Origin of the sequence: Streptomyces sp. URMC 126, assembly GCF_051386555.1 — a bacterium.
In the GTDB taxonomy this organism is placed as follows: Bacteria; Actinomycetota; Actinomycetes; order Streptomycetales; family Streptomycetaceae; genus Streptomyces.
Genome location: NZ_JBPQTX010000126.1, coordinates 1 through 18,633, shown reverse-complemented (window position 1 = coordinate 18,633; position 18,633 = coordinate 1). Strand labels below are relative to the sequence as shown.

The 18,633-nt window shown below is 74.0% G+C and carries 19 protein-coding genes; 11 read left to right on the top strand and 8 right to left on the bottom strand.

Going from position 1 to position 18,633, the window contains the following annotated elements:
* Window positions 1-104 precede the first annotated feature (104 nt).
* The 4 genes from ACSNOK_RS17135 to ACSNOK_RS17120 form a co-directional block, all read right to left on the bottom strand.
* A complete protein-coding gene (locus tag ACSNOK_RS17135; protein WP_436781555.1) occupies window positions 105-2,240 on the bottom strand; it encodes a putative bifunctional diguanylate cyclase/phosphodiesterase in 2,136 nt (711 codons plus the stop codon).
* A 172-nt stretch (window positions 2,241-2,412) separates the two neighbouring features.
* Window positions 2,413-4,560 carry an NAD-dependent DNA ligase LigA gene (gene ligA, locus ACSNOK_RS17130; protein ID WP_436781558.1) on the bottom strand — a complete coding sequence of 716 codons (2,148 nt, stop codon included), beginning with the start codon at window positions 4,558-4,560 and terminating at the stop codon, window positions 2,413-2,415.
* A 145-nt stretch (window positions 4,561-4,705) separates the two neighbouring features.
* A complete protein-coding gene (locus tag ACSNOK_RS17125; RefSeq protein ID WP_436781554.1) occupies window positions 4,706-5,746 on the bottom strand; it encodes a methionine synthase in 1,041 nt (346 codons plus the stop codon).
* Window positions 5,747-5,928: 182 nt separating this feature from the next.
* Window positions 5,929-6,618: an SDR family oxidoreductase gene (locus ACSNOK_RS17120; RefSeq protein WP_436781553.1), complete on the bottom strand. Its 690-nt coding sequence runs from the start codon at window positions 6,616-6,618 to the stop codon at window positions 5,929-5,931.
* A gap of 462 nt (window positions 6,619-7,080) precedes the next feature.
* Here ACSNOK_RS17120 and ACSNOK_RS17115 point away from each other — a divergent pair, with 462 nt between their 5' ends.
* Both ACSNOK_RS17115 and ACSNOK_RS17110 read left to right on the top strand, forming a co-directional pair.
* On the top strand, window positions 7,081-7,764 hold the full coding sequence (locus ACSNOK_RS17115; RefSeq protein WP_436781557.1) for a response regulator: 684 nt from the start codon (window positions 7,081-7,083) through the stop codon (window positions 7,762-7,764).
* 101 nt (window positions 7,765-7,865) lie between these two features.
* Window positions 7,866-8,963 (top strand): sensor histidine kinase, encoded by a 1,098-nt coding sequence (locus ACSNOK_RS17110; protein WP_436781552.1) that lies wholly within the window; start codon window positions 7,866-7,868, stop codon window positions 8,961-8,963.
* A gap of 310 nt (window positions 8,964-9,273) precedes the next feature.
* Here the strand turns inward: ACSNOK_RS17110 and ACSNOK_RS17105 are convergent, their stop codons facing one another.
* Entirely contained in the window at window positions 9,274-9,543 is a 270-nt protein-coding gene (locus tag ACSNOK_RS17105) for a hypothetical protein (RefSeq protein WP_436781551.1), read from the bottom strand.
* Between ACSNOK_RS17105 and ACSNOK_RS17100 the strand changes: the two genes are divergently transcribed.
* On the top strand, window positions 9,542-9,823 hold the full coding sequence (locus ACSNOK_RS17100; protein ID WP_436781550.1) for a hypothetical protein: 282 nt from the start codon (window positions 9,542-9,544) through the stop codon (window positions 9,821-9,823). The two genes, ACSNOK_RS17105 and ACSNOK_RS17100, sit on opposite strands and share 2 nt — an antisense overlap.
* 64 nt (window positions 9,824-9,887) lie before the next feature.
* Here ACSNOK_RS17100 and ACSNOK_RS17095 read toward each other — a convergent pair whose 3' ends face one another.
* A complete protein-coding gene (locus ACSNOK_RS17095; RefSeq protein ID WP_436781549.1) occupies window positions 9,888-10,394 on the bottom strand; it encodes an ATP-binding protein in 507 nt (168 codons plus the stop codon).
* 320 nt (window positions 10,395-10,714) lie between these two features.
* Here ACSNOK_RS17095 and ACSNOK_RS17090 point away from each other — a divergent pair, with 320 nt between their 5' ends.
* The 7 genes from ACSNOK_RS17090 (at window position 10,715) to ACSNOK_RS17060 (ending at window position 15,257) form a co-directional block, all read left to right on the top strand.
* Window positions 10,715-11,545, top strand: coding sequence for a helix-turn-helix domain-containing protein (locus ACSNOK_RS17090; RefSeq protein ID WP_436781556.1), 831 nt, complete (start codon window positions 10,715-10,717; stop codon window positions 11,543-11,545).
* A 12-nt stretch (window positions 11,546-11,557) separates the two neighbouring features.
* On the top strand, window positions 11,558-11,770 hold the full coding sequence (locus ACSNOK_RS17085; protein ID WP_436781548.1) for a DUF397 domain-containing protein: 213 nt from the start codon (window positions 11,558-11,560) through the stop codon (window positions 11,768-11,770).
* A complete protein-coding gene (locus ACSNOK_RS17080) occupies window positions 11,763-11,969 on the top strand; it encodes a DUF397 domain-containing protein (RefSeq protein WP_436781547.1) in 207 nt (68 codons plus the stop codon). Before ACSNOK_RS17085 ends, ACSNOK_RS17080 begins: the two co-directional genes overlap by 8 nt.
* A 204-nt stretch (window positions 11,970-12,173) precedes the next feature.
* Window positions 12,174-12,356 (top strand): hypothetical protein, encoded by a 183-nt coding sequence (locus ACSNOK_RS17075; RefSeq protein ID WP_436781546.1) that lies wholly within the window; start codon window positions 12,174-12,176, stop codon window positions 12,354-12,356.
* 95 nt (window positions 12,357-12,451) lie between these two features.
* Window positions 12,452-13,174, top strand: coding sequence for a hypothetical protein (locus tag ACSNOK_RS17070; protein ID WP_436781545.1), 723 nt, complete (start codon window positions 12,452-12,454; stop codon window positions 13,172-13,174).
* Window positions 13,171-14,115, top strand: coding sequence for a DUF6895 family protein (locus ACSNOK_RS17065; protein WP_436781544.1), 945 nt, complete (start codon window positions 13,171-13,173; stop codon window positions 14,113-14,115). Before ACSNOK_RS17070 ends, ACSNOK_RS17065 begins: the two co-directional genes overlap by 4 nt.
* Window positions 14,112-15,257, top strand: coding sequence for a serine hydrolase domain-containing protein (locus ACSNOK_RS17060; protein ID WP_436781543.1), 1,146 nt, complete (start codon window positions 14,112-14,114; stop codon window positions 15,255-15,257). Before ACSNOK_RS17065 ends, ACSNOK_RS17060 begins: the two co-directional genes overlap by 4 nt.
* A gap of 101 nt (window positions 15,258-15,358) precedes the next feature.
* On the opposite strand, the gene mnmA is transcribed toward ACSNOK_RS17060, so the two are convergent.
* Both mnmA and ACSNOK_RS17050 read right to left on the bottom strand, forming a co-directional pair.
* Window positions 15,359-16,501: a tRNA 2-thiouridine(34) synthase MnmA gene (mnmA, locus tag ACSNOK_RS17055; RefSeq protein WP_436781542.1), complete on the bottom strand. Its 1,143-nt coding sequence runs from the start codon at window positions 16,499-16,501 to the stop codon at window positions 15,359-15,361.
* Window positions 16,502-16,518: 17 nt separating this feature from the next.
* Window positions 16,519-17,688 (bottom strand): cysteine desulfurase family protein, encoded by a 1,170-nt coding sequence (locus tag ACSNOK_RS17050; RefSeq protein ID WP_436781541.1) that lies wholly within the window; start codon window positions 17,686-17,688, stop codon window positions 16,519-16,521.
* Window positions 17,689-17,951: 263 nt separating this feature from the next.
* Between ACSNOK_RS17050 and ACSNOK_RS17045 the strand changes: the two genes are divergently transcribed.
* The gene (locus ACSNOK_RS17045; protein WP_436781540.1) at window positions 17,952-18,548 is read left to right on the top strand and encodes a TIGR03086 family metal-binding protein; all 597 of its coding nucleotides are present in this window, start codon (window positions 17,952-17,954) and stop codon (window positions 18,546-18,548) included.
* The last annotated feature ends 85 nt before the right edge of the window (window positions 18,549-18,633 follow it).

The following is an 18,633-nucleotide window of genomic DNA, read 5'->3' as shown; positions in this document are numbered from 1 at the left end:
GGCTTGATATCCGGTCCGGCGTTTGAGGACAGCGCCCGCAGGGCGCTTCGGGGGCGCGGGGGCTTGCCCCCGGGAATCGGCGAAGGGGCGGGACCGGGGCACCCCTACGTCACCGGCTGGTCCGCCTCCTTCTCCGCCACCGCGGGGGCGGGGGTCACCGCCGGGGCCGGCGCGGGCGCCGGGGCGGCCGGCGGGTCCTCCCGCCGCCAGCCGGCCTCGCGCAGGCGGAGCCACGCCGTCGTCTCCTCGGGAGGCATCGCAGCGGCGACCAGCCACCCCTGCACCGCGTCACACCCCAGATCCCGCAACCGCTCCCACGTCTCGTCGTCCTCGACCCCCTCGGCGACCACGAGAAGACCAAGGGAGTGCGCGAGATCGAGAGTGCAGCGGACGATCTCCGCGTCCTCGTTGTCGATGGCGAGCCGGGCCACGAACGACCGGTCGATCTTCAGCTCGCTGACGGGCAGACGCCGCAGGTGGACCAGCGACGAATACCCCGTGCCGAAGTCGTCCAGCGACATCTTCACGCCGTGCCCGGTGAGCCCGGCGAGCGCGTCGGCGGCCCGCTGCGGGTCCTCCAGGAGAACGTGCTCGGTGATCTCCAGCTGGAGGGCGCCGGGCGGGACGCCGTGCCGGGCGAGGCGGGCCGCGACGGAGCCGGCGAAGCCGGGGGTGTGGACGTCGCGGGGGGAGACGTTGACGGCGACGGGCACCTCCAGGCCCATGGCCCGCCAGCGGGCGACCTGCCCGAGGGCGGTCTCCAGGACGTACTCGGTGAGCCGCGGCATCAGCCCGGACGACTCGGCGATGGCGATGAACTCGTCCGGCGAGACCCGGCCGCGCTCCGGGTGCACCCAGCGGACCAGCGCCTCCAGGCCCTCGACGTGCCCGTCGAAGCCGACCTTGGGCTGGTAGTGCAGCTCGACCTCGCCCGCGTCCAGGGCGCGGCGCAGGTCGCCGAGGAGGCCGAGGCGGTCGGGGGTGTTGCCGTCGCGGCGGGCCTCGTAGACCTCGACGCCGCTGCGGTCCCGTTTCGCCTGGTACATCGCCACGTCGGCGCGGCGCAGCAGCCCCTCGGCGTCGAGGGCGTGGTCGGGGTGGACGGCGACGCCGGCGCTGGCCTCCAGGACGAGGGTGAGGCCGTCGAGGTCGAGGGGCGAGCCGAGGGCGGCGACGAGGCCGCGGGCCACGCGCTGGGCGCTGGTGAGGGAGTCCACGGCGGGGAGGAGGACGGCGAACTCGTCGCCGCCGAGCCGGGCGGCCTCCGCGTCGCGCGGGAGCGCGTCCCGGAGCCGGGCGGCTATCTGGAGCAGCAGCCGGTCCCCGGCGAGGTGGCCGAGCGTGTCGTTGACGGACCGGAAGCGGTCGAGGTCGATGAGGACGAGCGCGGTCCGCTCGCCGGCCTGTTCGGCCTCGTCGAGCGCGGCCCAGGTCCGTTCGAGGAGCCACTGCCGGTTGGGGAGCCCGGTGAGCGGGTCGCGGAGCTGTTCCTCCGCCCGGGCGTGGGCTATCCACAGGGTGGAGTCGAGGGCTATGAGGGGGATCGCGAAGAGCGGCAGCAGCAGCGGGGTGTGCTCGGCGACGACCGCGATGAGCGGGGCTATGCCGAGCAGCGCGCCGCCGACGAGCGCCTGCCGCAGCAGGGCGGCGCGGGCGACGCCCCCGGCGAACCCTGAGTGGGGCGGGGCGAGGTGACGCCAGAGCAGGGCCCGGGTGACGGTGAGGTAGACGAAGGCCGCCAGGGCGATCCGGGGGATGTCGGAGGGCTGCCAGCCGCTGGGCAGCCAGGGGTGTTCCACGGAGGCGTGCACGCCGAGCAGCCCGAGGGCGGCACCGCCCGCCGCGACGCCGAGGACGTCGACGGCGCAGTGGAGTAACGCCTGGCGCCAGCGGTGCCGCCGGGCCGTGGTGACGAAGGTGACGACGGCGATGCCGATGACGGCGGCCGGGAGCCAGCCGTGCAGCAGCAGGACGGCCAGGGTCAGGGCGGCTCCGGAGCCGGAGCCCCCCCACCACCGGTCCCGGCCCAGCGCGACCAGATGAGCGACGATCAGGGCCGTGAGGGTGGCGAGGGACCAGCCGACCGTCCGCCCGGGGAACACCGCGTGGTCCGCGGCGGCCGCGTGCTCGATCCCCAGGGCGAGGACGAGCAGCGCGAGGGGGACGCAGACGACCGGCAGCGCGGGTGGGGGATCCCTGCGCAGCCGCGATGCCGGTTCGGCGCTGTCGGTGGGTTTCATGCCCGTCCCTCTCACAGCCGGCGGTGCCCGCGCCACGGCAGGCGCACATCTCAACAGTAGGCCGCAGAAGGCTACGACGGGCAGCGATCGGCGGCGGTTGCCCGAACAGGATCCGGCCGCGCGGGGCGTTCGGAAAGCGCTGTAGGGGTAATGCCCACTGGCCCTGCGGGCATTACTCCGCCGGGGTGGGCTCCTGCGGCACGGCGGCGGCGCGCGCCGCTTCCGGTCCCTCGGCGAGCAGCACGGCGAAGCCGTCCTCCTCCAGCACGGGGACCTTCAGCTGCATGGCCTTGTCGTACTTGGAGCCGGGGTTGTCGCCGACGACCACGAAGTCGGTCTTCTTCGAGACGGATCCGGTCACCTTCGCGCCGCGGGTCTGGAGCGCTTCCTTGGCCTGGTCGCGGGTGTACGAGGTGAGGGTGCCGGTGACGACGACGGTGAGGCCGGCCAGCGGGCGGGGGCCCTCGTCGCCGCTGGTCTCCTCCTCCATCCGGACGCCGGCGGCCCGCCACTTCTCGATGATCTCGCGGTGCCAGTCCTCGGCGAACCACTCGCGGACGGCGGCGGCGATGGTGTCGGAGACGCCGTCGACGGCGGCCAGTTCCTCCTCGGTGGCGGCGGCGATCCGGTCGATCGAGCCGAACTCGCGGGCCAGCGCGGCGGCGGCGACCGGGCCGACGTGCCGGATGGAGAGCCCGTTGACGATCCGGGCGAGCGGCCGGGTCTTGGCCGCCTGGATGTTCTCCAGCATGGCCAGGGCGTTCTTCTTGGGCTCGCCCTTCTGGTTGGCGAAGAAGGTGACGACCTTCTCCTCGCCGGTCTTGGGGTCGTGCTTGGGCAGGCCGGTGTCCGGGTCACGGACGTAGGACTTGATGGGCAGCAGTTCCTCGATCGTCAGATCGAAGAGGTCGCCCTCGTTGAGCAGCGGCGGCGTGGCCGGTTCCAGCGGCTGGGTGAGGGCGGAGGCGGCCACGTAGCCGAAGTTCTCGATGTCCAGGCACTCGCGGCCCGCGAGGTAGTAGATCCGCTCGCGGATCTGGCCGGGGCAGGACCGGGCGTTGGGGCAGCGGAGGTCGACGTCGGCCTCCTTCATGGGGCGCAGCGCCGTCCCGCACTCGGGGCACTCGGCTGGCATCACGAACTCGCGCTCGCTGCCGTCCCGCAGGTCGACGACGGGTCCGAGGATCTCGGGGATGACGTCGCCCGCCTTGCGAAGCACGACCGTGTCGCCGATGAGGACGCCCTTGGCCTTGACGACCTCCTGGTTGTGCAGGGTGGCGAACTCGACCTCGGAGCCGGCGACGGTGACGGGCTCGACGACGGCCTGCGGGGTGACGCGGCCGGTGCGGCCGACGCCGACGCGGATGTCGAGGAGCTTGGTGTTGACCTCCTCCGGCGGGTACTTCCAGGCGATGGCCCAGCGCGGGGCGCGCGCGGTGGAGCCGAGCCGGCCCTGGAGGGGCACCTCGTCGAGCTTGACGACGACGCCGTCGATCTCGTGCTCCATGGAGTGCCGCACCTTGGGCTGGCCGTAGTGCGCGATGAACTTCCGCACGCCGTCCAGCGAGTCCACCACCTCGGCGTGGGCGGCGGTGGGCAGGCCCCACTCGCGGAGCAGCTCGTAGGCGTGCGACTGGCAGTCGATGTCGAAGCCCTCGCGGGCGCCGACGCCGTGCACCACCATGTGCAGCGGGCGGGTGGCGGTGACCCGCGGGTCCTTCTGGCGCAGGGAGCCGGCCGCCGCGTTCCGCGGGTTGGCGAACGGCGGCTTGCCCGCCTCGACCAGGCGCGCGTTGAGCTCCTGGAACTTCTCCATCGGGAAGTAGACCTCGCCGCGCACCTCGACCAGGGCGGGGATCCGGTCGCCCTTCAGCCGGTGGGGGATCTCGGAGATGGTCCGGATGTTGGGCGTGATGTCCTCGCCGGTGCGGCCGTCGCCCCGGGTGGCGGCGCGGGTGAGCCGCCCGTGCTCGTAGGTCAGGTTGACGGCGAGGCCGTCCACTTTGAGCTCGCAGAGGAAGTGGTAGCCCGCGCCCTCGCCGACGTCCTTGGCGATGCGGTCGGCCCAGGCGGCCAGCTCCTCGTCGCTGAAGGCGTTGTCGAGGGAGAGCATGCGTTCGCGGTGCTCGACGGACGTGAACTCCGTCTCGTACGAGCCCGCGACCTTCTGGGTGGGCGAGTCGGGGGTGCGGAGCTCGGGGTGCTCCTCCTCCAAGGCCTCCAGCTCGCGCAGCAGCCGGTCGAACTCGGCGTCGCTGACGACCGGCGCGTCCTTCACGTAGTACCGGAAGCGGTGCTCCTCGATCTGCTCGGCTAGCAGGGCGTGCCGCTCCCGCGCCGCCGCGGGCGTCGACGCCTCCGCGGCCGGCTCCCCGCCGCTTCCGCCGCGCCCGTCGTGCCCGCCGTGCTGTTCGACAGCCACCGTCTCGTCCTCCCGTTGTCCTCTGGTGCGCCCTCCGGCGCCGTCACTCAGGGTTGTCCACGAGTGATCGTGCCGCCCGGACGCAGTGGGCGAGGGCCGCGCGGGCGTACGCGGGCGAGGCGCCCGCCATCCCGCACGCCGGGGCGACCACCACGGACTCGGCGAGAGTCGCAGGTGACAGCCCCAGTCGGCGCCACAGCGTCCTGACACCCATGACGCTACCGGCAGGGTCGGACAATGGGCCGTCCACGCCGGGCACGACGCCGGCGAAGAGCGTCGTTCCGGCCTCGGCGGCCTCGCCGAGCGCGTCGTCCTCACGCTCGGTGAGCAGCGAGAAGTCGAACGAGACCCCGGTCGCCCCGGCGCGCCGGAGCAGCGCGAAGGGCACGCCGGGAGCGCACGAGTGCACGACGAGGGGTGCGCCGGCCTCCCGCGCGACGGCGGCGATCTCCCGGAGCGCGCCCTCGACCACGGCCCGGTCGACGGCCCGGTGGGTCCGGTAGCCGCTGGCCGTACGGACCTGGCCGCGCAGCACCGCCGTCAGAGAGGGTTCGTCGAGCTGGAGGACGGGCGTCGCGCCCGGCACCCGGCGGCGCAGCTCGGCGAGGTGGCCGCGCAGCCCCTCGGCGAGCGAGGCGGTGAGGTCGCGGCAGGCGCCCGGGTCGCCCAGCGCGGCCTCGCCGCCGCGCAGCTCCAGGGCCGCGGCGAGCGTCCAGGGCCCGACGGCCGAGACCTTGAGCGCTCCTTCGTACCCCTGGGTGAACTCCTCCAGCGCGTCCAGGTCCTCGCGCAGCCAGGAGCGCGCCCGGCGGGTGTCGCGGCCGGGCCGGTCGGAGATCCGCCAGCCGCTGGGCTCCACATGGGCGAAGACCTCCACCAGGAGGCCGGCGGTCCGGCCGATCATGTCCGCGCCGGGTCCGCGCGCCGGCAGTTCCGGCAGGTACGGGAGGGTCTCCAGGGACCCGGTGACGGTCTTCGCCGCCTCCCGGGCGTCCGTGCCCGGCATCGACCCGACGCCGGTCGCGGCGCCGGGCCCCCAGGGGCGGTTCTCACGGGGCTCGCTGGTCTCGATCGTCTGGCTCACCCGGGAAGGGTACGAGACGCGCCCGGCCGGTCCGGGCGCACAGGGCGGATGCACAGCACGGACGCACAGGGCGGGCGCACAGCACGGACACACAGGGCGGGCGCACGCCCCTGGGGAGGACATGCGCCCTCGCGGAGAGGCGTGCGCCCTCGCGGCAGGGCGTGCGCGCCCCCCCCGGAGACTCAGCGCCCCGGCCGGACCGTGATGTCGTTGATCTCCGCGTCCCGGGGCAGGTCGATCGCGTGGAGCACCGTCGACGCGACCGAGCCGGCCTCGATCCACCGCGCGGCGTCGTACTCCTTGCCCTCCTGCTGGTGCACCTTCACCTGCATGGCGGTGGCCGTCCGGCCCGGGTAGACGCTGGTCACCCGCACCCCGTTGGCGTGCTCCTCGGCGCGCAGGGAGTCGGCGAGCGCCTTCAGCCCGTGCTTGCTGGCCGCGTAGGCGCTCCAGTTGGGTCCCGCGTTGAGCCCGGCACCCGAGTTGACGAATACGACGTGCCCACGGGACGCCCGCAGTTGGGGCAGCAGCAGCCGGGTGAGCTCCGCCGGTGCGACGAGGTTGACGGCGAGCGTGTTCGTCCACGTCCGCGTCGTCAGCTCGCCGACCCCGCCGAGGTCCACGACGCCCGCCACGTGCAGCAGCGAGTCGACGCGCTCGGGGAGCGTCTGGTGTTCCAGGGCCCAGGAGAGCCGGTCGGGGTTGGCGAGGTCGCCGACGAGCGTGCGGGCGCCGGGGAACCGGTCCGCCAGTTCCTTCGCGCGTCCGGCGTCCCGCGCGAACAGGTAGAGCTCGTCCCCGCGGGCGAGCAGCCGCTCGGCCAGCACCTCTCCGATACCCGATCCGGCACCGGTGATCACATGTGTTGCCATGTGCCCAGCTTGCCTTACCGGCGCACGGCGGACGTCCGGAAGGTACGACTCCGGGCGTGACCCCCGGGCGCCTCCGGGAAGGCCGCGGTGCCTCCGGAACGCACCCGTCCCGGCCGCGGCAACCCCCATCGGGGGTGGGGAAGCACCGCGGCCGGGGCGGGCCCGTTCCGGAGGCGGGCGGTCCGTCCCTTGTCGGGACGGCCCCCCGGAGCCGTACGTCCCCCCTGGCCGTACGGCTCCCCGGCCGCGCTCCCCCGTGGAACGCGCGGCCGGCCGCCCGCCTCCGGAATGTCCGGCTGACGCGGACCGCATCCCCCGCATTCATGGTGGCAAGCCGGAGGCACCCGCCGGTACCCGCCGACCGTCGGTTTCCGTCCCCGCCGGTCGGCGGGTACCGGCGGGGCCCGAACCGCCGGGTGGTTGTTATATTTCCTGACCGGTACCCGCGCAGGAGTGGTGATAGTGATCCGGGTCATGGTCGTCGACGACGAGAAGCTGCTGCGCGCGGGGATCCGCAGCATCCTGGAGGCCGAACCGGACATCGAGGTCCCGGTGGCCTGCGAGGGCGTACGGGCCGTGGCCCTCGCGGCCGAACACCGCCCCGACGTCGTCCTGCTGGACATCCGGATGCCCGAGGTGGACGGCCTCTCGGTGCTCGGCTCGCTGCTGGCCCTGCCGGAGCCGCCCGTGGTCGCGATGCTCACCACCTTCTCCGGCGACGAGCACATCGCCCCCGCCCTGCGCGCCGGCGCCGCCGGGTTCCTGGTCAAGGACACCGTCCCCGACGAACTGGCCAGCGCGGTCCGCATTCTGGCGTCCGGCGGGACCGTCCTGTCCCCCGCGGTCGCCGACAGCGTGGTCGACGGCTACCTGCGCGCCGGCGGCGGCGCCCCGCCCGCCCGGCTCGCCTCCCTCACCGAACGCGAGCGCGCCGTGCTGACCCTGCTGGCCCAGGGCAAGTCCAACGCCGAGATCGGCGCCGCCCTGCTGATGGGCGCCGCCACCGCCAAGGACCACGTCAGCGCGATCCTCGCCAAGCTCGGCGCCGCCAACCGCGTCCAGGCGGCGGTGCTCGCCCACCACCACGGGCTGGTCCGCCTCGACGCAGGGCTCGACGGGGAGCCGGGCCCGGCCGGTCCCGCGTGAGGCTCCCGCGCCGCCCGTGGCCGGCCCGGCGGCGACCACGGCCGGCCGAGCGGCCGTCTCTGACGTGGCGGAGCGTCCGCCGGGACCTGATCCTGCTTCCGGTGGCGGCGGCCGAGACGGCGGCCATGTACCCCGTCGCCGGTCCGGCGGAGACCGCCCTCTACGCCGTGACGGTCGCCGCGCTGTTCGTCCGGCGCCGCTTCCCCGTGCCCGCGCTGGTCACCGCGCTCCCCGTGACCTTCGGCGGCCATCTGCTGATCGCGCCCATGGTGGCGATGTACCAGGTCTCGCGCTCCCTGGAGCAGCGGCGGGCGGTCTACGGCTGGTCCCTGGCGTTCTTCCTCACCGCGCTCGGCCCGTGGTGGCCCTCGGTGCTCGGGGCCTGGCACACCCGGGACGACGCGCTGCTGTTCGGCGTCCTCTCGTCCGCCCTGATGACGGCCGGGCCGACGGCGATGGGCCAGCTCAGCCGCGCCCGCCGACAACTGGCCGATCACATCGAGGAGTTGTCCCGGGCCCACCGCAGGGAGGCGGAGCTGATCGCCGAACGGGCCGTCGTCGCCGAACGGGCGCGGCTGGCGCGGGAGATGCACGACGTGGTCTCGTACCAGGTCAGCCTGATGACCGTGCAGGCCGGCGCCCTGGAGCGGACGGCGGAGGAACCGGCCGCGCGCGAGACCGCCTCCGTGATCCGCGGCCTGGGCGCCACCGCCCTGCGCGAACTCCGCGGCCTCCTCGGCGTCCTGCGTTCGACGCCCGGCGACACGGCGCTCCGGCCGCGGCTCGGCGCGCTGCCCGAACTCGTCGCGCGGAGCGGCCTCGACGCCCGCCTGGACGCGGACCTGCCCGCGCTCGACGCGCTGAAGTGGCCGGCGGAGGTCGAGGAGGCCGCCTACCGCACGGTGCAGGAGGCACTCACCAACGTCAGGAAGCACGCCGAGGGCGCGGCCGTCACGGTCGGGCTGGACGTCGTCCGGGGCGACGGCCCGGCCGCCCTGGTCGTGAAGGTCGTCAACAGCGCCGCCCCGGGCGGTACGGAGGCGGCGGCCGCCCTGCCGTCGGGCGGACACGGCCTGACGGGCCTGCGGGAACGGGCCGAGCAGCTCGGCGGCACCCTGGAGGCGGGACCGGCCGAGGGAGGCTTCCGGGTACGGGCCTTCCTCCCGGCCGGGCCTCCGGAGACGCCGGACGCGCCCTGAGCCCAAGCCCGTCACGGCTCTCCCTCCAACCCACGCCGCGACCCGCCCGGCATGCCCGGTATGCCGCCGTTTACCGCCCTTTTTCAGCCACTCCGGTTCCGTTTCGCCACCGGTTTCATCCCACCCTTGTCACAGAAGGCTCAAGGATTTCTGAGCTTGTAAAGATCTGGTTAGTCTGGCGTGCGCTCGTCAAAAGAACGGGCAAAAAAGCCTGACAACGGGGGAGTTCCGAACCAGTGAAGTTTCGTCATGTCCGCGCCGCGGCCATCTTCGGCGTCTGCGTCGTCGCACTGACCGGCGCCCGGGGCCATCACGGCGGCAGCTGCGGAGGGGGCGGTTCCAGCCACCACAGCAGCAGTAGCAGCAGTTCTTCGTCCGGCGGCAGCACGTCCACGTCCGGCGGCGACTCGTCGGGCGGCACGTACGGCGGCACCACGTCCAGCGGCTCCGACTCCACCTCGGGCGGCTTCAGCACCGGATCGACGTCCAGCGGGACGACGACCTCCGGCGACTCGACCAGCGGCGGCTCGTCGATCCTCGGCTCGTCCGGCCGCAGCCGCGGCAGCTCGAACGACGCCATGCGGGACATCAGGATCAACAGCTGCACCTACAGCAGCTCGACGGGGATCACCGCCAAGATCACCGCGACCAACAGCAGTGCGTCGCAGACCAACGACTACTCGCTCACCGTGAAGTTCACGACCCCGGAGGGCGACACCCGCACCCGCTTCACCTCGATCATGTCCGTCGCGCCGAACAGCAACCGGACGGCCGACGTCTCCACGGTCTACATCGCCAAGCCCGGCGCCACGGGCACCTTCCGCTGCTCGGTGACGAACGTCTCGCGGACCTCCCGCTGACGCACCCGGCGGCGCGGGCGGGGGCCGGCCGGCGAGCAGGCCCCCCGCCCGTACCGCGCCGCGCTCAGGCGACCAGCGCGGGAACGGACCCCGGAGGCGGCGCCCCGGCGTCCAGCCTCAGCTCAAACCAGATGATCTTCCCCTCCGCCGGGAACGGGGGCACCCCCAGCGGGAACCCGCCCCACCGGTGGGCGATGAGGTCGAGGATCAGCATCCCCCTCCCCCGGACCGCGTCCAGCGCGACGGCCGTCTCCGGCACGGCCGGAGCCGGGATCGGAACGTACGGACCGGCGTCCGCGACGCTGACCCGCAGCACGGGGTGGTCCCAGCCGATCCGGACCGTCGCGGGACCCGGAGCGTGCCGGACGGCGTTCGTCGCGAGCTCGGAGGTCAGGAGCTCGGCCCGGTCCGCGAGTTGCTCCAGCCCGTGCACGGCGAGCACGGCCCGCAGAGTGATACGCGCGATCCCGGGGGCACGCGGGTCACGGGGGAAGTCGAGTTCGTACTCCCACGGCGCGGTGAGCGGGAGCGGTTGCGGGACGGGAGCGGGGTGTGGGGGGCGGGTGGCCACGAGGGCACCTCCATGCGGATCGCGATGGCTCTACGGCGTTGCGACAGCCCCGAGTCGGGCCTGTCCGGGCGGGGATCCAGAGCTCTGGTGCCTCACGGTGTCAGTGCCGCGGGAGGGGTGAGCGCGGTGCGCTTCCGGGAGGCGGGGGGACGGGGAGCGGGTGTCGCTCGGGGAGCGACGGTAGCGCGCCGCAACATAACGGTTCTACCGAAGCTCCCAGAACGAGTGAACTCTGCCTCCTCGGTGGACCTGACACGCCCGCGTCGGCACACTGGGCGCGAGTGAGGAGTGAGCACGTGGCACCAAGGCACGCCCCGACGATCCGTCAACGCAGGTTCGGTGCGGAGCTTCGTCGCCTCCGCGAGGCGGCGGACATGTCCGCGCCGACAGCGGCGAATCTGCTGGGGACCACCCGGACGGTCGTTTCCAACATCGAGGCCGGCCGCTTCGGCATCAGCGAAGAGCGCCTTCGCCGTCTGGCGAGCATTTACCAGTGCGACGACGAGGACTTGGTCGACGCGCTGGCCCGCATGACAGGAGGCCGCAATCGCGGCTGGTGGGAGGAGTACCGGGGCAAGATCCCTCCCGGATTCCTTGACGTCTCCGAAATGGAACACGACGCCGTACGGTTACGCACGGTCCAGACGGCGCACCTGCCCGGCCTCTTCCAGACGGAAGACCACGCGCGAGCCGTCTTCCAGCTCTTCACACCACCGCTGCCCCGCCTGGAAGTCGAGCTGAGAATCGCGCACCGTCTCGCGCGGCAGCAGGTGCTCACCGGGAGCGACCCGACTCCGTATGTGGGAGTGATCCACGAAGCGGCCCTGCGCGTGCAACTCGGCGGCCGGGACGTCGCGCGCGCCCAGCTCAATCGCCTTCTGGAGGCCAGCGAATGGGACAACGTCACGCTGCTGGTGATTCCCTTCGCCACGGGCGGCTTTCCCTTGTTCGGCGACTCCGCCGTCCTGTACGCGGAGGCCGCGAACGCCCACCTGGACACCGTCCACATGGACTCCCCCACCGGAGCGGTCTTCGTCGACTCCCCCACCCAGCTGGCACACTTCCGCAAGCGTCTTGACCTGGCCGAGCAGGCGGCGTTGAGTCAGGAGAGTTCCCGCGACTACATCCACCGGATCCTCAAGGACTTGTAAGAGGTACTCCTCGTGCCTGAGCCGACATGGTTCAAGTCGTCATTCTCCGACGCGGGCGGGAACAACTGCATACAGGTGTGTGCGCACGCCCACGGCATAGCCCTCCGCGAAAGCACCGACCCCGAGCGGGTCATACGCATCAGCGCGAGCGCCTTTCACTCGCTGATCCGCGACAGCCGAGGGGCTTCACCCTCACCGTCATCGAAGAGCTTGAGAGGTGAGTGAGTTGGTCGACCGCAACTGGGTCAAGTCGACGTTCTCCGAGGACGGCGGCAACAACTGCCTACAGGTACGCACGCAGGTGCACGGGAACGCCCACGGCGTAGCCCTTCGCGAAAGCACCGACCCGGAACGGGTCGTACAGCTCAGCCGCCACGCTTTCCGCTCGCTGCTCCGCGACATCAGAGCCGGCGCCCGCGCCTGAGGCGTCGTACCGGCTCGCAAGAGCCGCGACTGCCGTGAGCGCCGTGGGCGACTCCGATGAAGCGGCACCCGAGCGTGAGCGCCACAAGCACGGACCAGTCGTCGGCGCTCACCCATTCGGGTGAAACCCGCCCCCGTGGGGTGTTCCGCGCCGGGCAGCGGCAATCGCTGGGGTAGCGCAGGCCTTCTCCCCCAAGGAGCGACGATGGCAGTTGAGACGTTGCGGCACGAGAGTCTGGTCCTGCAGGCCGAGCTGCTGGAGGAGTTGATGGCTCCTTCGGAGACCGCGGTGAGCGACGCTCCCCTGCCCCGACCGGAATGCGGGATCTCGCTCGGCGGCGTTCTGATCCTTTCGCCGAAGCAGCCGAAGGAGCCCCGCCGCCGTTGATCACCCAGGACCCGCCGCTCGATCACGGTGCGGCTGCCGAATGTGTGGCGCGCAGTGCCCGTGGATTTCTGCGGGGCACTGCGCGTTCCGCGTATGTGTGGGCGCATTTGAAGGGCGCGGAGGAAGCCGCCGGCGCCCCGGGCCCGGTGGCCGTGGCGGGTGGTGTGCGGCTGTTGGGGGCGGACGCCCTGGCTCCGTACGTACTGACCGGGCAGGCCGTGCCGCCGGAGGAGTCGGCCGCCGTCGAACTGGCCCTTGCGGCCCTGCCGCCCGCACGGCGGCCGACGGCCGCACCGCCCGGCGGGCCGGAGGGGCCGTGGGTACGGGCCTGGATCGACTGGGGGCTGGCCACCGTCCTGGCCCGTCTCGATCCCGGGCGCGCGAGGATCGCGGTGCCGATGCCGCAGGGGCCGCCGCCTTGTGACGCCCGCGCGTCTCGTCACGGCACCGGAATCGTGACCGGGACAGGCACCGGGCCGGACGACGGGCGTGGGGACGGCTGGGTGCGGTGGTCCCTGCGGATGGCCTCCGTCGCGTCACTCGCGCTGCCGGGACTGGACACCCCGCTTCACTACGCCGCACGCGCCAACCGCCTGGCGCTGGCGCGAGGCGCCGTCCGGGCGTTGCTGCGGGGCGACTTCCCCACCGCGGCCCGCATCACCCGGTGGCTGGCCTGGCCGGCCGCGGACGGCACCACCCTCCCCCTGGACGTGCGCTTGCTGACCGAGGACATCGCGCTGCGCGGGGGCGGCGAGCGCTGCCTGCTGGACGCGGAGTGCGCCCGTCGGCTGCTCGGGCCGGGCGGCGGCAGCCCGTGACGGCGGTCCTGGCCCGGACGGCCCACGCCATCCGCTCCCGTGCCCTGAACTGGCTGCACACGCAGCACACGCAGCACACCATGGGTGCTCTGGAGAGCGGGGTCATCGGCGACGGCGAGGCGTACAAGGCCCTGCACGAAACGGCGTTGGCCGCCTCACTGATCCTGCGCGACGGGACCGCCGGCGGCACCGAGCGCGCACTGGCCCGTGAGCTGCTGGACTTCTCCTGGCGGCAGATGAGGGAAGGCGCGCTCCTCCACGAGCGCATGCTGCGCCACCCCCTGGCCACCGACGCCCTTGAGGGGTACGGCCACTTCGCCCGGGCCGGGTACCGCAATGCCGACATGGAGCGGCTCATCCCGCACATCGCCGCCATGGGGACCGTCCGGTCCGCCGAGCACCCGCCCAGCCGCAGACTCGCCGTCGCCAACGCCCTGCGCCTCACCGGCCACGGCCACAGCGTGGACGCCGCCACCTGGCGGACGCTGACGAGGGCGACGTGGCTCGGCGGCACACCGCAGCCGTGGCACCTCGACTGGGCGACCGCCTACGCCGTCACCCACACAGTCTTCCACCTCACCGACTGGGGCGCCCACCCGGAGTGGCTGCCCGACGACCTGGCCGCGTACCTGGACCGCTGGCTGCCCGTCTGGACCGACGTCTGGGCGGAGAGCCGCCAGTGGGACCTGGTCGGCGAGCTGCTGATCGTCGACAGTTGCCTGCCCGCACCCCACGGCGACATCACCGACTGGCGGCTCCTGGCCCAAGTGCAGCACGCGGACGGTCTGGTGCCCCGCGACGGCGAACCCGTCGACGACGACCCCGCCACCCGTTTCCGCGACCACCAGCACCCCACCGTCGTGGCCGCCGTCGCCGGCACCGTCGCCCTCACCCGAGCCCTGGACAGCGCCGCCCTCCGGCCGGCCGACGGCCGCCCATGACCCGCCCCGCCGGCCCGTGGACGCTCAGCCCGGACAGCGAGGCCGGCCGCCTCCACCCCACCGCCCCGGTCCACCGGGAGCTGCGCGCCCTGCTGCTCGCGGCTCCCCGAGCCAGTACCGTCGCGGTCGGACTGCACCACAGCGGACGCCGCGCGTTCCTCGTGCGCGGCACCACCGCCCACCACGGCGGCCTGCCGGCCGACGCCGGCACCCGCTTCGAAATCGGCTCCCTCACCAAGACGTTCACCGCCCTGCTGCTGGCCGAGCAGGCGGCCCGCGGCGAACTCGGCCTCGCCGACCCCCTCGGCCGCCACCTCCCTGCCGTCCCCCGGGTACACGGCGCGGCCATCGCCCTCACCCACCTCGCGACCCACACCTCCGGGCTGCCCCGGCTCCCGCCCGGCCTGCTGCGCTCGGCCGTCCCGAGGCTGCTCACCAACCCCTACGCCGGCTTCGGCACCGATGACGTACTGCGCGCCCTGGCCCGCACCCGCCCGCGCCATGCTCCGGGAACCCGCGTGCACTACTCCAACTTCGGCGTCGGCGTGCTCGGTCACGCCCTCACGGCCGCGGCCGGGGACTCCTCGTCCGGCCCGGCACCGTCCTACGCGTCACTGCTCGCCGACCGGGTGCTCAAGCCCCTCGCGCTGCGGGACACCGACTGCGCCGCCGCCGTCCCCGCGGGCCTCACCCAGGTCACCGGCCACCGGTACGGGCGGGCCCAACCCCCGCTCGTCCTGCCGGGCCTGCCCGCCGCGGGAGCCCTGCGGTCCAGCGCGCGGGATCTGCTCACCTTCGCCGAAGCCCTGCTCGACCCGGCCTCGGCCGGCGTGCCCGCCACCCTGCGCGGCGCGCTGGCCGACGTCCGGCGCCCCCGGCTCCGCCTGCCTCGCGGTGACGGTCTGGGGCTGGTCTGGAACATCCGTCCCCGTCACGACGGTTCGCGCGTCCACCATCACTCGGGCGGCACCCCGGGCTGTACCGCCTTCGCCGGTTTCGTCCCGCGCCACGGCACGGCCCTGGTCGCCCTGGCGAACACCGCGCCCGGCCCCGGCAACACCCTCGTCCAGGCCGCGTACCACGCTCTGCTCGCGCTCCCGGCCGTTGGGGAAGGTGCGGATCCTCGGACGGCCTCCGGGTGACCATGGCCGGCCGGGAGACGCGGGGGCGACGACGTCCGGGCCGTGGGGAGAGCCCGACGGGCCATGGCCACGCCACGCCGTCGCCGGCCCCTGCCCGCGGTTCAGGCCGCGACGGCCCGTTCCGTCGACGCGATCGTCGCCGAGCCGACCACGCGGGTGCCGTCGTAGAGGACGATCGCCTGGCCGGGGGCGACGCCCCGGACGGGGGCGGTGAAGGTGACCTGGAGGACGCCGTCCACGAGCTCCGCCGTGACCGGCGTCTCGCCGCCGTGGGCGCGGAGCTGGGCGGTGTAGCGGCCGGGGCCGGTGGGGGCGGTGCCGCACCAGCGGGGCCTGATGGCGGTGAGGGCGGAGACGTCCAGTGCCTCGGCCGGGCCCACGGTGACGGTGTTGTTCACCGGGGAGATGTCGAGGACGTAGCGCGGCTTGCCGTCCGGGGCCGGGTGGCCGAGGCGGAGGCCCTTGCGCTGGCCGATGGTGAAGCCGTAGGCGCCCTCGTGGGTGCCGACCTTGGCGCCGGTCTCGTCGACGATGTCGCCCTCGGCGGTGCCGAGGCGCTTGGCCAGGAAGCCGCGGGTGTCGCCGTCGGCGATGAAGCAGATGTCGTGGCTGTCCGGCTTCTTCGCGACGGCCAGGCCGCGGCGCTCGGCCTCGGCGCGGATCTCCTCCTTGGTGGTGATCGTGTCGCCGAGGGGGAACATGGCGTGCGCGAGCTGCCGCTCGTCCAGGACGCCGAGGACGTACGACTGGTCCTTGGCCATGTCGCTGGCGCGGTGCAGCTCGCGGGTGCCGTCCTCGTTGAGCACGACCGTCGCGTAGTGGCCGGTGCAGACCGCGTCGAAGCCCAGGGCGAGCGCCTTGTCCAGCAGCGCCGCGAACTTGATCTTCTCGTTGCAGCGCAGGCAGGGGTTGGGGGTGCGGCCGGCCTCGTACTCGGCGACGAAGTCCTCGACGACGTCCTCGCGGAAGCGCTCGGCCAGGTCCCAGCAGTAGAAGGGGATGCCGATCACGTCGGCGGCGCGGCGGGCGTCGCGGGAGTCCTCGATGGTGCAGCAGCCGCGGGCGCCGGTGCGGAAGGACTGCGGGTTGGCCGACAGGGCCAGGTGCACGCCGGTCACGTCGTGGCCCGCTTCGACGGCGCGGGCCGCCGCTACGGCGGAGTCGACGCCGCCGGACATGGCGGCGAGGACGCGGAGGCGACGACCGTCGCGGGGGCCTGTGGGTGCACCGGGGAACTCAGTCATAACCCGTCCAGGGTAAGTCAGGACAGCCCGGCGCTCCGGGCCCGTGCCACGGCGGGGCCGATGGCCTCCGTCACGGCCCGTACGTCCGCCTCCGTGGAGGTGTGGCCGAGGGAGAAGCGGAGCGTGCCCCGGGCGAGCTCCGGATCGGTGCCGGTGGCCAGGACGACGTGGCTGGGCTGGGCGACGCCGGCGGTGCAGGCGGAGCCGGTGGAGCACTCGATGCCCTGGGCGTCCAGGAGCAGCAGGAGCGAGTCGCCCTCGCAGCCGGGGAACGAGAAGTGGGCGTTGGCGGGGAGGCGGCCCGCGGGGTCGGGGTCGCCACCGAGTACCGCGTCGGGGACGGTCTCCAGGACGCCGGCGATCAGCCGGTCGCGCAGCGCGCCGACCTCCCGGGCGAACTCCTCCCGGCGCTCGGCGGCCAGCGTCCCGGCGACCGCGAACGCGGCGATGGCGGGGACGTCCAGGGTGCCGGAGCGCACGTGCCGCTCCTGGCCGCCGCCGTGCAGCAGCGGGACGGGCGCCTGGCTGCGGCCGAGCAGCAGCGCGCCGACGCCGTACGGCCCGCCGATCTTGTGGCCGCTGACGGTCATGGCGGCGAGGCCGGACGCGGCGAAGTCCACGTCGAGCTGGCCGACGGCCTGGACCGCGTCGGAGTGCATCGGGATGCCGAACTCGGCCGCCACGGCGGCGAGTTCGGCGATCGGCTGGACGGTGCCGATCTCGTTGTTGGCCCACATGACGGTGATCAGCGCGACGTCGTCGGGGTCGCGGACGATCGCCTCGCGGAGCGCCTCCGGGTGCACCCTGCCGTGGACGTCCACCGGCAGATACTCGACGGTGGCGCCCTCGTGGGCGGCCAGCCAGTCGACGGCGTCGAGGACGGCGTGGTGCTCGACCGGGCTGGCGAGGACGCGGGTCCGCGCCGGGTCGGCGGCGCGCCGGGCCCAGTACAGGCCCTTGACGGCGAGGTTGTCCGCCTCCGTGCCGCCGGCGGTGAAGACGACCTCGCTGGGCCGGGCGCCGAGCGCCGCGGCGAGGGACTCGCGGGCCTCCTCGACGGTCCGCCGCGCGCGCCGGCCGGCGGCGTGCAACGACGAGGCGTTTCCGGTGGTGGCGAGCTGGGCGGTCATCGCCGCCACCGCCTCCGGGAGCATCGGAGTGGTGGCTGCGTGGTCGAGGTAGGCCATGGTGGGGACGATTCTACGAGCTGACGGGCCGGGCCGTACCCGGCGGTCGGTGCCGTGCGCGCCGGGCACGGCGGTCCCGGCCGCTCCGGAGGGGGAGCCTCCGAATAATGGCCGAAAAGCGCACGTCGGTGGGGCTTTCGCGGCGGCAGGCTCTGCTCGGGGGAGCCGCCGGGCCCGGGCATCGCGCCGGCCGCGGCGGGCCGTCCCGGTCCATCACCGCACCGCATCGCACCACGACCACACCGCACCGAGGAGAGCCGCCCGTGCCGGACACCGAGAACGTTCCCGACCCGCGCCCACAGTTGCGCCGGGCCGTCGCACAGCTGGCCGCCGTCGCCGACGCCGTACGGCCCGAGCGGCTGGCCGACCCGACCCCCTGCGCCGAATACGACGTCCGGGGGCTGCTCGGCCACATAGTCGGCGCCGCCCACGCGCTGGCGGGCGTCGCCTCCAGCGGCGGGTTCCAGGCGGGCGGCCCGCTCCCCGCGCCGGAGGTCGCCGACGACGGCTGGGCCGCCGCCGTCGCCGAGGCCGGGACGCGGCTCGCCGACGCCTGGGACGACGAGTCCCTGCTGACGTCCACGTTCGACGTGCCGTGGGGGAAGTCGCCCGGGCACTCGGTGATCAGCTTCCTGGTGCTGGAGACCGTCGTGCACAGCTGGGATCTCGACGAGGCGCTCGGCCGGCCCGTCGCGCTCGACCCGGAGCTGTCCGAGTTCGCCCTGGCGGTGGCGGAGATGCTGCCTGCCGAGGGTAAGGAGGGGGCCTTCGGCGCGGCCCGGCCGGCGCCGGAGGGGGCCGATGTGCATGTGCGGCTGGCCGCTCGGACGGGACGGCCGGTGGGGGCGGGCGAGCGCTGACGCTCCCGGGCGGTGGGTGGGGTGGGAGGCCCCGGCCCCGCCCTTTCGCCGTTTCTCGGGGGGGGGGGGGGCCCCCCCCCCCCCC

Coding starts and splice junctions, on each gene's coding strand:
- ACSNOK_RS17135 (WP_436781555.1), bottom strand. CDS start 2,240: ATGAAACCCACCGACAGCGCCGAACCGGCATCGCGGCTGCGCAGGGAT.
- ACSNOK_RS17120 (WP_436781553.1), bottom strand. CDS start 6,618: ATGGCAACACATGTGATCACCGGTGCCGGATCGGGTATCGGAGAGGTG.
- ACSNOK_RS17100 (WP_436781550.1), top strand. CDS start 9,542: ATGCGGGACATCAGGATCAACAGCTGCACCTACAGCAGCTCGACGGGG.
- ACSNOK_RS17105 (WP_436781551.1), bottom strand. CDS start 9,543: ATGGCGTCGTTCGAGCTGCCGCGGCTGCGGCCGGACGAGCCGAGGATC.
- ACSNOK_RS17075 (WP_436781546.1), top strand. CDS start 12,174: ATGGCAGTTGAGACGTTGCGGCACGAGAGTCTGGTCCTGCAGGCCGAG.
- ACSNOK_RS17060 (WP_436781543.1), top strand. CDS start 14,112: ATGACCCGCCCCGCCGGCCCGTGGACGCTCAGCCCGGACAGCGAGGCC.
- mnmA (WP_436781542.1), bottom strand. CDS start 16,501: ATGACTGAGTTCCCCGGTGCACCCACAGGCCCCCGCGACGGTCGTCGC.
- ACSNOK_RS17050 (WP_436781541.1), bottom strand. CDS start 17,688: ATGGCCTACCTCGACCACGCAGCCACCACTCCGATGCTCCCGGAGGCG.